Source organism: Mediterraneibacter sp. 210702-DFI.5.30 (assembly GCF_020560115.1).
Taxonomy (GTDB): Bacteria; Bacillota; Clostridia; order Lachnospirales; family Lachnospiraceae; genus Mediterraneibacter; species Mediterraneibacter faecis.
Genome location: NZ_JAJCME010000002.1, coordinates 299,957 through 316,159 on the forward strand (window position 1 = coordinate 299,957; position 16,203 = coordinate 316,159).

12 protein-coding genes are annotated in these 16,203 nt (G+C 38.2%); 5 read left to right on the forward strand and 7 right to left on the reverse strand.

Annotated features, from left to right (window positions below; translation table 11 throughout):
• Positions 1–53: 53 nt before the first annotated feature.
• From LI126_RS03410 to LI126_RS03440, 7 genes are all read right to left on the reverse strand, one after another.
• Positions 54–1,067 carry an acyltransferase gene (locus LI126_RS03410; RefSeq protein ID WP_081021318.1) on the reverse strand — a complete coding sequence of 338 codons (1,014 nt, stop codon included), beginning with the start codon at positions 1,065–1,067 and terminating at the stop codon, positions 54–56.
• 15 nt (positions 1,068–1,082) lie between these two features.
• Positions 1,083–2,318, reverse strand: a complete 1,236-nt coding sequence (locus LI126_RS03415) for a Y-family DNA polymerase (protein WP_055172374.1) — start codon at positions 2,316–2,318, stop codon at positions 1,083–1,085.
• A 222-nt stretch (positions 2,319–2,540) separates the two neighbouring features.
• Positions 2,541–5,126, reverse strand: a complete 2,586-nt coding sequence (gene clpB / locus LI126_RS03420; protein ID WP_227164814.1) for an ATP-dependent chaperone ClpB — start codon at positions 5,124–5,126, stop codon at positions 2,541–2,543.
• 188 nt (positions 5,127–5,314) lie between these two features.
• Entirely contained in the window at positions 5,315–6,400 is a 1,086-nt protein-coding gene (locus tag LI126_RS03425; protein ID WP_055160890.1) for a glycoside hydrolase family 172 protein, read from the reverse strand.
• A 15-nt stretch (positions 6,401–6,415) separates the two neighbouring features.
• Positions 6,416–7,255, reverse strand: a complete 840-nt coding sequence (locus tag LI126_RS03430; protein ID WP_054751448.1) for a carbohydrate ABC transporter permease — start codon at positions 7,253–7,255, stop codon at positions 6,416–6,418.
• Positions 7,256–7,278: 23 nt separating this feature from the next.
• The gene (locus LI126_RS03435; protein ID WP_227164815.1) at positions 7,279–8,154 is read right to left on the reverse strand and encodes a carbohydrate ABC transporter permease; all 876 of its coding nucleotides are present in this window, start codon (positions 8,152–8,154) and stop codon (positions 7,279–7,281) included.
• A gap of 40 nt (positions 8,155–8,194) precedes the next feature.
• Positions 8,195–9,457, reverse strand: coding sequence for an ABC transporter substrate-binding protein (locus LI126_RS03440; protein WP_055160884.1), 1,263 nt, complete (start codon positions 9,455–9,457; stop codon positions 8,195–8,197).
• A gap of 193 nt (positions 9,458–9,650) precedes the next feature.
• Between LI126_RS03440 and LI126_RS03445 the strand changes: the two genes are divergently transcribed.
• The 5 genes from LI126_RS03445 (at position 9,651) to LI126_RS03465 (ending at position 16,203) form a co-directional block, all read left to right on the forward strand.
• Complete coding sequence (locus LI126_RS03445; protein ID WP_227164816.1) at positions 9,651–11,450, forward strand: sensor histidine kinase; 1,800 nt, start codon at positions 9,651–9,653, stop codon at positions 11,448–11,450.
• Positions 11,450–13,036: a response regulator gene (locus LI126_RS03450; protein WP_055160878.1), complete on the forward strand. Its 1,587-nt coding sequence runs from the start codon at positions 11,450–11,452 to the stop codon at positions 13,034–13,036. The genes LI126_RS03445 and LI126_RS03450 overlap by 1 nt, the downstream gene beginning before the upstream one ends.
• 121 nt (positions 13,037–13,157) lie before the next feature.
• The gene (locus LI126_RS03455; RefSeq protein ID WP_227164817.1) at positions 13,158–14,195 is read left to right on the forward strand and encodes a YeiH family protein; all 1,038 of its coding nucleotides are present in this window, start codon (positions 13,158–13,160) and stop codon (positions 14,193–14,195) included.
• 131 nt (positions 14,196–14,326) lie between these two features.
• Positions 14,327–15,709: an MATE family efflux transporter gene (locus LI126_RS03460; RefSeq protein ID WP_196020086.1), complete on the forward strand. Its 1,383-nt coding sequence runs from the start codon at positions 14,327–14,329 to the stop codon at positions 15,707–15,709.
• An 80-nt stretch (positions 15,710–15,789) separates the two neighbouring features.
• Positions 15,790–16,203, forward strand: coding sequence for a potassium channel family protein (locus tag LI126_RS03465; RefSeq protein ID WP_015528383.1), 414 nt, complete (start codon positions 15,790–15,792; stop codon positions 16,201–16,203).

The window sequence follows — 16,203 nt, forward strand, 5'->3', positions numbered from 1 at the left end:
GATTGTCTTAACCTTTATAGAATAACATAATCTCAGCACATATGCAAAAAAACCTACATAATCTTTCGTCCTGTTTTCGTCTTTCGAATCAGCCAGACACATCCAAATGACAATAACACAAGTCCCACACTCACTACCGGAATCATGATCCAGGCTGAAAATGTCTCTGGCTTAATATTTCTCTTATAAACATCAAGAAACATGATATGGATCAAATAAATCCCAAAGGAACATCCACAAAATCTGTCAATCCACTTCTTTGCCTGTTCGGACGGATTGAATTCGCTCTTTTTCAATCGTACTAACATAAGAAATGCCATCGATGCTGCCAGTGCAAGCAGTGGATTACCATATTCCAGCAGACGTTCATAATGTTCTCCATCCTGCAAGGTTGCCGCATAAGTCAGCCCATAATTTAATGCCATGCATACTACAAAAATACCTGCCGGAATCATTTTCCCCTTCATCACATGCTTACGATATTTATATATATAATATCCGATAAATACATAATAAGAATAGATTCTGTCCCCCACCATTGGGACGGAATAATACATCTTTTCATCAAAAAATGTGGAAATATAATTGAACAAAACAGCCGCCGTAATCACCACAAGAAATGCGCGTTCCATCCGAAGGTTCATCCCTTTACACATAACCTGGAAAAAAGGAAGTACCAGATAGATCGGAATCATTGCATACAGATACCACAGATGCTGTTCTACCGGCTTATATAATAAATCTTTGATTTGATAAGGATCCCTCATATAAACTGCATTCCAGATCATATATATTACACTCCACACAAGCAGAACAATTAGAAAACGAAAGATTCTTTTTGCATGTTTATGAAGTGATTCCTGTCTTCCAAGCAGAAGTGCTCCTGTAATCATGAAAAAACATGGTACACTTATCCTTGCCAGCAGATTTAATAGCAGTGAAAAACTGTACTCCCCAATCGTAATATCGCCATAGGCTCTGCAGTAATAGTTTGATACATGGATCACAATAACAAATATAAAAGAAATCATTCGAATCAATTCCAGATTATAATTTTTCTCTTTCAATGCACGTTCCTCTTTCTATCTCTTCTGATTTTCATCTTTTTTCTTGTTTCCGTCCGGTTTATAAAATGTGCCTTTCACAACCGCACCCTTTCCATAACGGTTGTTCAGCTGTTCCAATGCAGCATTTAATTTCTTATGTTTCTCATCCGGTTCTTTTGGAAGTTCTATATCAAAGATTGTCAGCTGCTCCGGTGCATTCTCTTCTACTAACTTTGACGTTCGGATTCCAAGCAGACGGACAGGTTCTCCACTCCAGCTTTCACGGAACAAATTACATGCTGTCTCACATAAGATAACCGAATCATTCGTCGGCTTTTGAAGTTGCACCTGATGCGACATATTTCTGAAATCATAGTAGCGTACCTCCATACTCACCATCCCGGCTTTCTTGCCTGCCTTCTTCAGCCTGCTTCCCACGCTCTGTGCAAGCTCACGAAATACATCTCTCGCTTCTTCATAAGTCGTTGCATCCTCTGACAGAGTTGTTGAATTTCCTACTCCCTTTGCCTCTTCCGGTTCATACTGTACCTTATCGTCCCCGATTCCATTTGCGAAATTCCAGAGCATCCGGCCATGACTTTTTAAATGCAGCGTAATTACATTTACATCCGCATGAGCAAGATCTCCAATTGTATTGATTTCAAGTTTCTTGAAGACCTCCACACTTGAACGCCCTGCCATAAAAAGTTCTCCAATCGGAAGCGGCCACATTTTCTGCGGAACCTCTTCCGGAAATAATGTATGGATCCGATCCGGTTTCTGAAAATCCGAAGCCATCTTCGCTAGTAACTTATTACTGGAGATTCCAATATTCACCGTGAATCCAAAACGCTTCTTCACTTCTTCTTTGATCTCCATTGCACCGTCCACCGGTGTTGGATATCGCCCGACAAGCTCTGTGAAATCCATATAACATTCATCGACGCTGACCTGCTCAATCTTCTTCGTATATGTACGTAGGAAATCCATCAGCATCCGGCTCTTTTCCCTGTACATCTTATGATTTGGCGGTGCTGTCACAAGATTCGGACATTTTCGAAATGCATTTACTACAGGTTCACCCGTCTGAATCCCATAGGATTTGGCAAGTGATGATTTTGCAAGGACGATTCCATGACGCGAGCTCTGATCTCCGCCAATAATCGCCGGAATCTCCCGCAGATCCACTTTTGATCCATTTTTCAATTGTTCAACCGCCGTCCAGCTTAAAAATGCTGAATTAACGTCGATGTGGAAAATAATGCGCGCCATGGTAGCCTCCTTTCTAGATTCTGCCTGAGTTCTTTCTTAGTATTAATTCTTGTTGTATGCATATGCATTCTGTCAGTTTCTTATTTTAACATAGAGTCTGCTCTTGTATCAATTACTTCGGTGAACGAAAAAAAGGCTGTGAAAAACTCAATTTTCTAAAAATCTCCAGAAAATTTTCATTTTTCACAGCCCTACATATTATATCGTTACTATACTAGTATTTTATTTCTTCACACCTGCTGTCAGTTTACCGTCCTTCACATCGATCAAGATCGTGTCTCCACGTCCCACATCTCCTGCAAGGATCAGTTTTGCAGCTAATGTCTCTACATTCTTCTGCAAGTAACGTTTCAGTGGTCTTGCACCGTACATCGGCTCATATCCACCTTCCACAACAAAGTCTTTCGCTGCATTTGTCAGCTCAACACTCAGTTCACGTTCTTCCAGACGGCGATTCACATCAGCAACCAGAAGGTCAATGATGGAACGTACATTTGTCTTTGTCAATGGTTTGAACATGATAATCTCATCCAAACGGTTCAAAAATTCCGGTCTGAAATGTGCTTTCAGATCACCCATTACCATCTCCTGACTCTGTTCGTCGATCGAACCATCGTCCTTAATTCCTTCCAGCAGATAGTTTGCACCAATGTTGGAAGTCATGATCAAGATTGTATTCTTGAAGTCAACTGTACGTCCTTGGGAATCTGTGATTCGTCCATCATCCAGTACCTGCAACAATACGTTGAAGACATCCGGATGTGCTTTCTCGATCTCATCGAAAAGTACAACAGAATATGGTTTCCTTCTGACTGCTTCTGTCAGCTGTCCGCCTTCATCGTATCCAACATATCCCGGAGGAGCTCCGATCAGTCTGGACACGGAATATTTCTCCATGTACTCACTCATATCGATACGAACCATGTTGTTCTCATCATCAAACAGGCTCTGGGCAAGTGCCTTTGCAAGTTCTGTCTTACCTACACCTGTAGGTCCAAGGAACAGGAAGGAACCGATCGGTTTTGTCGGATCTTTGATACCTGCTTTGGAACGGATAATTGCTTCCGTTACAAGCTCAACACCTTCATCCTGACCGATGACACGCTTATGCAGTTCATCTGCAAGGTGAAGAGTTTTGTTTCTCTCGCTCTCGTTCAGTTTTGCAACCGGGATACCTGTCCATCTGGAAACGATCTTTGCGATCTCATCGTCTGTAACAGATTCATGCACAAGTGAAAGATCTTTTGCTTTTACCTTCGCTTCTTCCTCTTCCAGTTGTTTCTGCAACTGTGGAAGACGTCCATACTGGAGCTCTGCTGCCTTATTCAGATCGTACTCTCTCTGAGCTTTCTGAATCTCCTTGTTCACATGCTCGATCTGCTCACGGATCTTCTGCACATGCTCTACGGAATTCTTCTCATTCTCCCACTGTACTTTCTTACTTGCATACTGCGCTTTCAGTTCTGCCAGTTCTTCCTGCAAATGTTCCAGGCGCTCTTTACTTAAGCGATCTTCCTCTTTCTTAAGTGCAGACTCTTCAATCTCCATCTGCATCACACGACGGCGAAGCTCATCAAGCTCTGTCGGCATAGAATCAAGTTCTGTTTTGATCAATGCACACGCCTCGTCCACAAGGTCGATTGCTTTATCCGGCAGGAAACGATCAGAAATATATCTGTTCGAAAGTGTAACTGCCGCAACAAGCGCACTGTCAGTAATCTTAACACCATGGAATACTTCATATCTCTCTTTGAGTCCTCTCAGGATAGAGATTGCATCCTCAACGGTTGGCTCATCTACCAGAACCGGCTGGAAACGACGCTCCAATGCAGCATCCTTCTCAATATACTGACGATACTCATCCAGTGTTGTTGCACCGATACAATGCAGTTCACCTCTGGCAAGCATAGGCTTAAGCATATTTCCTGCATCCATCGCACCGTCTGTTTTACCGGCTCCGACGATCGTATGAAGTTCATCGATAAAAAGAATGATCTTTCCGTCACTGTTCTTCACTTCTTCCAGAACGGCTTTCAGACGCTCCTCGAATTCACCACGATACTTCGCTCCTGCTACCAGTGCTCCCATATCCAGCGAAAAGATTGTCTTATCTTTCAGGCCTTCCGGTACATCTCCGCTGACGATTCGCTGTGCAAGTCCTTCTACAACCGCAGTTTTACCTACACCAGGTTCACCGATCAGCACCGGGTTATTCTTTGTCTTACGGGACAGGATACGAATCACATTACGGATCTCTTCATCACGTCCGATGACCGGATCCAGTTTCTGATCTCTTGCTTTCTCAACAAGATCCTGACCGTATTTATTCAATGTATCATAAGTTGCTTCCGGATTGTCAGAAGTAACTCTCTGATTTCCTCTTACTGTTGACAGCGCATGGAGGAACCCCTCTCTGCTAATGCCATATTCACGGAAAATCTGCTTCAACTCACGGCTTGCATACTTCAGCATTGCAAGAAACAGATGCTCAACAGAGACATACTCATCTCCCATCTGCTTTGCTTCATCTTCTGCATGGATCAGCACATTATTCAAGTCCTGACCGACATAAGCCTGACCTCCCTGTACCTTCGGTCTCTTGCCGATTGCCTGCTCGATACTGTTAATAAAGAGCTGGCCCTGAATGTTCATCTTCTCAAATAATTTTAAAATCAGACTGTCATCCTGTGTCAGCAGCGCATACAGCAAATGCTCCTGCGCCAGTTCCTGATTCCCGTTATCCGCAGCAATCTTCTCACAGTTCTGAACTGCCTGTAATGAATTCTGTGTAAATTTATTGATATTCATGGTCTTTCCCTCCTTTGAACCACAAATTTGCTTTTCCTGTGTTCTATTAGGAATATAGCACGTATTGTTAGCACTGTAAAGGGTTGAGTGCTAATTCTTTTCTAAAAATTTTGTGAAGTCCTTATTTCATGGGCTTCACAAAATTTTAAATTTACAATTACACTCAATTTGTAATGATTTAGACCATTCTATCTTGGCCATCTCTCTTTTTTATTCATTAATGGTTTAAAAGCCTGATGCGGTTCACTCTGATACCAATATGCTACACTGGCAACATCATCCTGTCTTTCAAATAGTCCTTTATAACATACACCGATCTGCTGGATAGTAACTTTTAAATTTTCTTCAAAGCAAATCGGATCCATCAGATGCCATCTATAAAATCCTCTCATTGGCGGACAATCATCATTATGATATGGATTATGCACCAGTTCATCGTGTGCTGAATAATACGGATATCCTAAAAATGGAGAATTATAAGTCTGTTCTACCGTCTTTCCGTTTACCTGGTGAGCAAAACTCCATGACCCGCCAAAATAGTCCTCTGTTCCCGTGCCACATATTGTAGGATATTCTTCATCTCCGTCAATATAAAATTTAACTTCGCCTTCTCCCCACCAGTATCTTTCAAGTGTTGTCAGAGCAAGATATGTACCAATATAATGGCCTTTTCCTTTCACATTATCCAAAATAACATAATCCTTTGCCAGTTCTGTTATTCTTTGACGTCTCCACTGTGCATGAAAATAAGCTGTATCTTCTGGTAACTCATCATACAAACAATAGTCTACCTGATAAAAGAAATCAGGAATTGGATTATCATGTTGATTTTCTAAAGTAATTCTTGCTTTTTTACGAAATGGCATTTGAAAATAGCTATTAAAACCTCTGTTTGGAATTACGGATATTGGCATAGATGTAACAAGACATTCTCTTGCAAAACCACAGCAGAAGAAATCACCTAAAGGACTTTCAACCGATGGAACTTCCTCATCATCCCAGTACATGCGGAGTACTAAATCACGGAGTACATAACAATCCGCATCTGATGTTTTATTATTAACCGTAATCCATATATGCTGAATAATACCCGGTCCATCCATTTCAGCTAATACTACCGTTTCATTCGGCATAATATTTTTCAAGCACGGACTACCTTTTCTTGAAGGGCCAAGATGACTTGCTGCAATTCCACCCTTTCCTTTTTCTCCAGTTGGATTTTCAGCATTTATAGCTCTCGATCTTCCATTTCTTAATCTGAAAATATCTGACATTATTCACACCTCCACTTATTGCTTAACGCCGCCAGCCATAACACCTTCCATGATCTGCTTCTCAAAAATAAGTACGAAAATAACTATTGGCAGCAGGATAATACATCCAACTGTACTTATCAAATCCCATGGCATACTATATGATGTCTCCCTTGGAATAGTTGTAATAGCAACACTTAATACTTCTATTTTTTGTGCAAAAAACAATGGAGTGAATAAATCATTAAGGCAATTTATAAAATTAATGATTAATATTGTTGCAATAGCCGGTTTCATTAAAGGCAACGTGATATAAAACAGTTTCTGAAACATATTCGCTCCATCTATTTCTGCTGCTTCATCTAATGAAATAGGAATTTCACTTAAGAAATTACCTAAAATCAACATAGTAAATGGAATCAATGCACTTGTATACATGATGATCAAGCCAGGAAATGTATCAACTAATCCAAATCTTTTCATCAGATCATATAACGGTCTTGCTGTTACAATTCCCGGAATTAAAGCAGATGCCACTATCGCTGCATATACAAGTGTAAGTCCTTTTCCTGAATAACGAGTAAATGCATAAGCTGCCATTAAGCAGATAACTGTTGATAAGATTAACGAACATACAGTAATAATTGCTGTATTTAAAATCTTCTCACCCAAATTCATCTGCGTGAAAATTCTAATATAATTATCCAGTGTAGGATGTTTTGGCAGATAGTGAATCGGTGAACTAAACAGCTCAGAAGCAGGTGAAATAGATGATGTAAAAATCCAAAGTAATGGAAGTAAAATAATAAAAGCAACTATTAAAATCAAGCCCCATTTGAATATCGGTGCCAAAACTTTTTTTGTTTTTGGTTTCATTGTCAACCTCTCCCTTCTATATTTTAATCAAACTTTTTGATTGCTCTAAGCTGTATAAAACTTAAAATTGTCATAACAATAAACAGGCAGACAGCTATTGCAGACGCATATCCGAGATTCAAATTAGTAAAAGCCTCCTGCATAATTCGATATGCTAACAAAGATGTTGAATCCCCTGGACCTCCTGATGTCATAGCATATACTAAGTCAAAACTTGTCAATCGCCACATTGTAAAGAAAATAGAAAGGCTCAGTATTGTCTTCATTATATTTGGCAGTGTAATTGAGAAAAAAGCTCGTACCGGTCCTGCTCCATCGATTTTTGCTGCCTCATAAATATCTGCTGATAAAAACTGTAATGCGGCAAGCACCAAAATTGCAAAGAAAGGTAAGTCCTTCCATAAATCAACTGCAATAACTGCTCCTTGAGCTGAATTTGCATGCACAAGCCAATCATAATGAAAATCCGGTACAAATCTTCTAATCAAATCATTGATTAATCCATATTGATCATTAAACGCCCATCTTGCAGCAAGTCCCGCTACTACCATGGGCATTGCCCATGGTATAAGTACTATTGTACGCAGGAATTTTTTACCTTTGATCTTCATATTTAACATTAATGCAAGAATCACACCTAATACTAAATGGAAAAACATTGATACAACCGTAAATTTCACAGTAAATCCGATAGAAGATAATAATTTTTGATCTTCAAATATTCTAAGATAATTTTCTAATCCTATAAATTGAAAGTTATTGCCTTTTAATAAACTCATATCATAAGTACTGTTTATAAAGGTCATGATAATTGGATAGAGCGTAGTAAATGCTCTTACAATCACTACCGGAAGTACCAGAAGCCATGCAATCCACAATCCTTTTGTCTTCTTTTTCATTGTCCTTACCTCCCGTAAAACACGTAAAACAATATATTAATTATTTGACTACATATGTATCAACTGCCTTTTGTGCTTTTTCACAAAATGAGTCTAATGTTAACTCGTCAGATACATACTGCTGGAATAAAGATCCCATCTCACTAATAAACTCCATCGCCTGCGGTGCCATAGGACGTGCAAGAAGTTCTGTATTGTCCACGTACTCTTTTATTTCATCTAAACCAGGCAAATCCATTGCTGCTAATTCATCACTTTCCAACACGTCTGTTCTTGCCGGAAGTCTGGATGTCATTTCTGTATAATCAAGTTCTCCCTGCTCACTTGCAGCATACTTGAGGAATTTCTGCGCCGCTGCTTTATTTTTTGAAGCACTATTCAAAACATATCCCCATGTAGAAATATAAGCTGCCTTATTTTCAAATGTCGGCATAGGGGCAATATGCTGTTTATCCGGACCATACTTTCCTGAATTAACAAAAGACTGTATTGCTCCTACATACATAAAGATAGAAGCATATTCTCCATCAAAAAATTTCTGCATCATTGGATCGTACTGATCTGCCAGCTGAGAAATAGGTGTCTCTTTTTTCTTCATCATATCATACATGAATTTTACAGCTTCCTGAGTTTTAGGATTTGTCCAATCGTAGTAGTCTCCACCAAACAAATTCACAAATGTTCCGATAGAGTTAAATACATATGTTTTTTCCCACGCATCTCCATATCCGTATTTACCGTCCGATGAATTAGCTTCTACATATTTTTCAAAATCCTCTTTTGTCTTAATCTCAGTAAGACCTGCATTTGCCATCTTTTCCTCATCAACCCAGAAAGCAAGAACATCCATAAAGCAAGGAACTGAATAAACATTGTCTCCTACCATTGTCATTTCCTGCATATATTTCTGTGGAAAATTTTCCATGATCTCCGGTGTCATGACGGTGTCTTGAAGCGGTTCTAGATAACCTGTATTTTTAAATCCACTCATCATTTCATCATTAATTGTAACGACATCAATGCTATCATCACCTGAAGATAATATAGTTGTTATTTTTGCCTGACGATCATCTGTATTTGTCGGGCATGCGATTGTTTCAATTTCCAGTCCCGTTGCTTCCTCCGCTTTATGGATATATTCATCAAAAGCTTTTCCATAAGTTGTATCCTGTGTCATCAAGGTGATTTTGTTTGAATTCTCGTTCTGCTTAACCTCTGTGTTTCCTCCGGACTTCCCGCATCCACTAAAAAGTCCAACAGACATTGTTGCTATAAGTAATACACTGACTATTCTTTTTTTCATTTCTTTCCCTCCTGCGTTTTAATATGCAACCTAATATCTACAACTATTTGTTAATATCATCATAGAAAATAATGCTTTAAAAATAAATATATTATTTTGCGCATACTTTATAATTTTTTTATTTTTCAAATCAAATTATTGCGTTTTATTATTTCTTTTATTAGAATGAAGCTGAAAGGAGCGGTTCCATAATATGAAGCTATTTACGTCACTAATCAATACTATAAAAGAACACTTTCGCTTAAAACTAATCATTTGCTTTATTCTTTGCGCCATACTTCCCCTTCTTATATTGGGAACAATATCTTATAAAATATCTTATAATATAGCTAAAGACAAGATTCTGAAAGAAACAGCAATTTCTTGTGAAAAAAATCAGCACCTGCTTGAAAATCGAATGACTCAAATAGAAAATTTAGAAGATTCTATTCATTTTAATTTATGTATGTTATGTACAACAGCAGAACAACCTATGTCAAATTATCTCGACAAACTTTCTGCGGTTCGGAATAATATTGCTTCAACAGCTGATTCTTTTAATATTTATCATGTAAATATCTTTTTACCTGATGATAGTTTTGCTTCAAAAGAAGGTCTTACTTTCTGTTCTTTATCAGACCTTAAAAAATATAAGGTACAGTTGAGCGATTTTTCAAAACAAGGGCTTACTCCTAATTGGATTTTTCGCAAAGACATTAACTTCCCTTATATGGTCAGCAAAGGTGAAGAACCTTCCGGAGTACTCTCCTGCTATAGGTATGCAAAAATCAATTCACAAAAAACTTGTTTGGCTGTTCACATAACAAGTGAAGAATTAAGCAACTACTTAAACACATTTTCTGAAGGCAATCCTTCTCTTTCTTATATAATAAATTCCGAGGGTGTTGTATTATCAAGCACAGATAAGAAACAAATTGGGGGTTCTTTATCCAATGAAAAACTTCATGCAATCACACAAAACTTGAGACTATCACATTTCTCATATGATAAATGTGAGATAATTTCCACACCGGTACATAACCAGCTATTTCTTGTTACTGAAACTCCTGATTATTATATACGCCAAAGTTCATCCTTTCTCGTAAAAATGATTTTCATTTGTTTCATGATTATTGTCCCTCTGACTATGCTCTCAATTATCTGGGTGGCTGATCAAATGACAAATAAAATCAATCATTTGTCTCATTCTATGTCGGAAATCAAAATGGACGATGTCATAGATTCGACGCAGATCGACAAGTTAGTTCCATCTTCTTCAACTCACTTGGATGAAATAGATTCACTAACCGTCACCTGTGCTAACATGATTTCAGAATTGAATTCAAGCTTTGAGAATAACCTTCAATTAAAAATACAAGAGGAAAAACTAAATTATCAGTTGCTGCAATCACAAATCAATCCTCATTTCCTATATAATATTTTAGCATCTGTTCAAAATTTGTTGTCATTTGGTGAAATCACGAAAGCGAATAAAATGCTTGCTGATTTATCGCTTTTTTATAAAGGATTGTTACGCACCTCCAATGATCTGATTCCTATTAAAAAAGAATTAGAAATTGCACAATTATATATGGAAATGGAAGCATTATGTAAAGATAATTTATTTGATTGGAATATAGATATGGAAGAAGGAATAGAAAACTTTCTTATTTGTAAGTTCACACTACAGCCTATATTGGAAAATTCGATTCAACATGGTTTTAAAGGAAATGGAATCCATATGCATATCGATATTTCTATTAGATATGATGATGATATGATAGAAATCATGATTTCTGATAATGGAATTGGTATGTCTCCTGAGAAACTAAATGAACTCCGTGAAGGTATTGTTTCCAAACAAATTCACTACGAAAAACATTTCGGTATAAGTAACATTAATTCACGTATATGTTCCTCTTTACAGGGACATGGTACACTCAGAGTTGAAAGCAACAAAGATACTGGAACCACAATTTATATAAGAATTCCGCAATTACTGGAGGACTACTAATGTACAAAATTATGATTATAGATGACAACCATATATCTGTTGATGGTATTTGCCACAACATTGACTGGTCTGATTTAAATGCAGAAGTCGCTTGCAAAGCCTATGATGGACAGCAGGCTCTTGATTATCTGCAAAATAATATGGTTGATTTAATTATTTCCGATATAGAAATGCCACAATTAGACGGTTTATCTCTTGCACAAAATGCACTAAAGATTAATTCATCTATAAAAATAATACTTATCAGTGCATTTGATAAATTTGAATATGCCAAACAAGCTATACGACTCGGTGCATTTGACTATATAGAAAAACCGCTTGATTATTCTTATCTAAAGAAAATCATTCGCAATGCTCTTAGTATGCTTAATAAAGAACAGAGGAATCTTGAAATATTAAAACAAAGCCGCCCTATAATGATCGATAATTTTTTTCATAAATTAATACAATCTTCAAGTGATGAAGCTCGATATACACTTTCAAATTATGCCGATTATCTTCAGTTGAATCTTGACTATCATTATTATCAGGCCATTGTAATTCAAATACAAAATGCAACAGACATCAAAGAAAAAAAAGGCATTGAAGAGTATCACATAAAACTAATGAGTATGTCTGATACCATAAAAGAACTTTTCAATGAGCACTTTTCACTGATTCATACTTTAACAAGTTTTGACGAAATCGTATTGGTGATTGCTCACAATTATTCTAATCAGAAATACTTCTATAATGCATCTTATGAACTGTTAACAGAATTATTGCAACTTTATAAAAACAGCTTTTTCGAATTAAATATCGGAATAGGAAACATCGTCAAATACTTGTGGACTTTATCTGTTTCGTATTCCAATGCATTAAAGTCACTGGAATACCGTTTTTTCTTTCCACAGAAAAACATATTTACACTGGGTGATACTATAGACAACGATTACTCTGCTGAATTATATGAAGTTTCCGGTCATGAAAAGTTAATACAGCTTTTATGCGAAAATGACCTGGACGGAGTAGAAAAGTGGATTCTTTCATTTTCAGAAGAATTAACACAAAACTACAAAAACAAACAATTTATATTTATACGTATCTATCAGCTTTTGGGACATTTACTAAAATTTCTCTGCGATATGGGCATTAGAAGCAATGACATGGAAAAAGACATTATTAAAACCTATCAACACCTTGACTCTTTTTCAACAAGTACTGAGATCTTCCAATGGCTTTCTAGTTTATGCCAGACAATATCTGATAAAATTAATCTTTCAGCACAGAGTCGTCAAGAACATGTTTGTACTGCTACTATCAATTATATACACCAACATTATCAAGACAACACCTTATGTCTAAATGAAATTGCTAACAATGTTCATATTAGTCCGGCTCATCTTAGTGCTCTGTTCAAAAAACAACGCCAGCAAAATATTTCGGATGTAATCACAGATATTCGGATTGAAACGGCCTGTAATCTATTGAAAAATACGAACCTTTCACTAAAAGAAATAAGTGCGAAAGTAGGATATTCAAATCAATACTACTTCAGTTCTTGTTTTAAAAAGAAAACCGGACAGACACCTTCATCCTATAGATAGTAGAATTTATACACTTTTTATTATTGTTTATCCGTGTTATAATCTATAATTGTTTCATAAAAATACGGTTGCTGACGCCCATAGTGCGACAGTAACAAAAGACTTAAGAGAGGAAACTATCATGAATTTTATTCAAAAAAATTTCAAAGGAATTCTGGTCTGCTTTCTGATTGCGATTCCATCCTGGCTGATTGGAAAAGCATTTCCGGTAATCGGCGGACCTGTCATTGCGATTCTCGCCGGAATGATGATCACCTGCTTTTGGACTGAAAAAGGAACAGCCGAATCAGGAATTAAATGGACATCTAAAATTATTTTACAGACTGCTGTTGTTCTGCTTGGATTCGGTATGAATCTCGGAGTTATCTTACAGACAGGAAAGCAGTCTCTTCCTATTATCGTCAGTACAATTTCTACCTCTTTGATCATTGCATGGCTGCTCCGCAAGGTGCTGAATGTTCCTTCCAACACATCTATCCTTGTTGGTGTCGGTTCTTCCATCTGCGGTGGTTCTGCGATTGCTGCTACAGCGCCTGTCATTGACGCCGATGACACAGAAGTCGCACAGGCGATTTCTGTTATCTTTTTCTTCAATGTTATCGCTGCTGTACTTTTCCCGGTGCTTGGAAATGCACTCGGCTTCGACACAACAAGCGGAAATGCTTTCGGTGTCTTTGCCGGAACTGCGATCAATGATACTTCATCCGTAACTGCTGCCGCCTCTACCTGGGACAGCATGTGGAATCTTGGAAGTGAGACACTTAATACTGCTGTCACAGTTAAACTGACACGTACGCTTGCAATCATTCCGATCACACTTGTGCTCTCACTGATTCGTGCGAAATCAGCCGCAAAAGACGGAAAATCATCCGGTAAGTTCAGCTTAAAAAGAGCTTTTCCAATGTTCATCCTGTACTTTATCATTGCGGCTGTCATTACAACTGTATGCATGAGCCTTGGGGTAAATGCGGATGTATTTGCTCCGCTGAAAGAACTGTCTAAGTTCTTCATTATCATGGCTATGGCTGCGATCGGTCTGAACAGCAATGTTGTGAAGCTTGTCAAATCTGGTGGAAAGCCAATCCTTCTCGGTGCTTCCTGCTGGGTTGGTATTACAGTAGTCAGCCTTGCAATGCAACACATCATGCATATATGGTAAAATATTGACAATATTGAACTCTAAAGTTTCTATTCCTGATACAATAGTGACTTTGGATTTCTTATTGCTTTTTCCTTTACACGAGATGTATAATCTTCTTTGACTTTAAAACTATTTAGGAGAAAATCGTTATGGACATGAAATCAAATTCTCAGGCGATGGAAACAGAAAAGATTCCGCGCCTTCTGGCACAGCTTGCAATTCCTGCTGTTGTCGCCCAGATCATCAATCTTCTATATAACATTGTAGACCGAATCTATATCGGACACATTTCCGGTGTTGGAGCCGCGGCATTAACCGGCGTTGGATTATTTACACCGATCCTTATGCTGATCAACGCTTTTGCTATGCTTGCAGGTTCCGGTGGTGCTCCGCGTGCTGCAATATCTATGGGAAAAAAAGATAATAAAACAGCTGAAAAAATCCTTGGAAACTGTTTTGCACTTCTCATCCTTATGGCTGTCATACTTACTGTAGTCTTCTTTACATTTGCGCCACAGCTGTTGACACTTTTTGGAGCCAGCGAGAAGACACTGCCATACGGAGTAGCATACGCAAGAATCTATATCCTTGGAAGTATCTTTGTCTTAATCGTGATGGGAATGAATCCATTTATTACAACACAGGGATTTGCCAAGATCAGTATGATGACTACTGTGATCGGAGCTGTGATCAATATCATTCTTGATCCGATTTTTATCTTCGTATTCAATCTTGGTGTAAGAGGTGCCGCACTTGCCACTGTTTTAAGTCAGGCTGTCGGTGCAATTTGGATTCTTCGTTTCTTATCCGGGAAGAAGACGATCCTTCATCTTAGAAAAGAAAATTTCAGATTACAAAAGGATGTTATCTTACCATGCCTTGCACTTGGTATTTCCACTTTTGTCATGCTTTCTACAGAAAGTATTCTCTCCATCAGCTTTACTTCCAGTCTGTCAAGATATGGTGGGGACCTTGCTGTCGGAGCCATGACGATCATTACGAGTGTCAGCCAGCTTGCCACGCTGCCACTGCAGGGAATCTGCCAGGGCGGTCAGCCGATCATGAGTTATAACTTCGGTGCCGGCAATAAAGAGCGAGTAAAAAAAGCCTTCTTTACACAATTTAAGGTTTGTACGATTTTCACCAGCTGTTTCTGGCTGATCATGCTGCTGTTTCCTAAGCTGTTTGCAGGAATCTTTTCCAACAATACGGATCTGATCACTTATACTGCATGGGCGCTGAGAATCTATATGGCAGGTATTTTCTCCCTCGGATTCCAGGTTTCATGTCAGCAAAGTTTCATGGCATTGGGACAGGCAAAGGTCAGTCTGCTGCTCGCCTGCTTAAGAAAACTGATCTTGCTGATTCCGCTGATCTTTATCCTGCCACTTTTTATTCAGGATAAGGTTTTTGCAGTCTTTCTTGCAGAACCGATCAGTGATATTGTTGCAGCCACAATCACAACAATCACATTCATGAGCCGCTTTAATGGAATTCTGAATAAAGGCAGTAAAATGAAAACCGTAGAATAAATTTTATCTAACTATTCTTTTGACTCCATTTCATGATATAATTAATTTATCTGAAATTTATGAAACGGAGCCGTTAATATATGAAAAAGCTAAAACTTTTATGGATGATCTTAAAACGCACGAAAGCAACCCAGATTCTTTCCGGTTATATCGTATTTCTCTTTGTATCCGCAGCCATCATTCAGCTGGTAGAGCCTGACATCAACCACTATGGAGATGCCCTCTGGTATTGCTATGCGGTACTTTCTACCGCCGGGTTCGGCGATATTGTTGCCATAACTTTCATTGGCAAACTGGTTTCTGTACTTGTCACAATCTACACGATCTTCGTTGTTGCAATCGTTACCGGTGTTGTTGTCAATTATTACGGACAGATTGTAGAGATGCAGCGTCGTGAAACGGCAATGATGTTCCTGGATAAATTAGAACGTCTCCCGGAACTTTCCAAAGAAGAACTGGAAGACATCTCAAAAAGGGTAAAAAAATTCCGCTGA

Coding starts and splice junctions, on each gene's coding strand:
- LI126_RS03415 (WP_055172374.1), bottom strand. CDS start 2,318: ATGGCGCGCATTATTTTCCACATCGACGTTAATTCAGCATTTTTAAGC.
- clpB (WP_227164814.1), bottom strand. CDS start 5,126: ATGAATATCAATAAATTTACACAGAATTCATTACAGGCAGTTCAGAAC.
- LI126_RS03425 (WP_055160890.1), bottom strand. CDS start 6,400: ATGTCAGATATTTTCAGATTAAGAAATGGAAGATCGAGAGCTATAAAT.
- LI126_RS03430 (WP_054751448.1), bottom strand. CDS start 7,255: ATGAAACCAAAAACAAAAAAAGTTTTGGCACCGATATTCAAATGGGGC.
- LI126_RS03435 (WP_227164815.1), bottom strand. CDS start 8,154: ATGAAAAAGAAGACAAAAGGATTGTGGATTGCATGGCTTCTGGTACTT.
- LI126_RS03440 (WP_055160884.1), bottom strand. CDS start 9,457: ATGAAAAAAAGAATAGTCAGTGTATTACTTATAGCAACAATGTCTGTT.
- LI126_RS03445 (WP_227164816.1), top strand. CDS start 9,651: ATGAAGCTATTTACGTCACTAATCAATACTATAAAAGAACACTTTCGC.
- LI126_RS03450 (WP_055160878.1), top strand. CDS start 11,450: ATGTACAAAATTATGATTATAGATGACAACCATATATCTGTTGATGGT.
- LI126_RS03455 (WP_227164817.1), top strand. CDS start 13,158: ATGAATTTTATTCAAAAAAATTTCAAAGGAATTCTGGTCTGCTTTCTG.
- LI126_RS03460 (WP_196020086.1), top strand. CDS start 14,327: ATGGACATGAAATCAAATTCTCAGGCGATGGAAACAGAAAAGATTCCG.
- LI126_RS03465 (WP_015528383.1), top strand. CDS start 15,790: ATGAAAAAGCTAAAACTTTTATGGATGATCTTAAAACGCACGAAAGCA.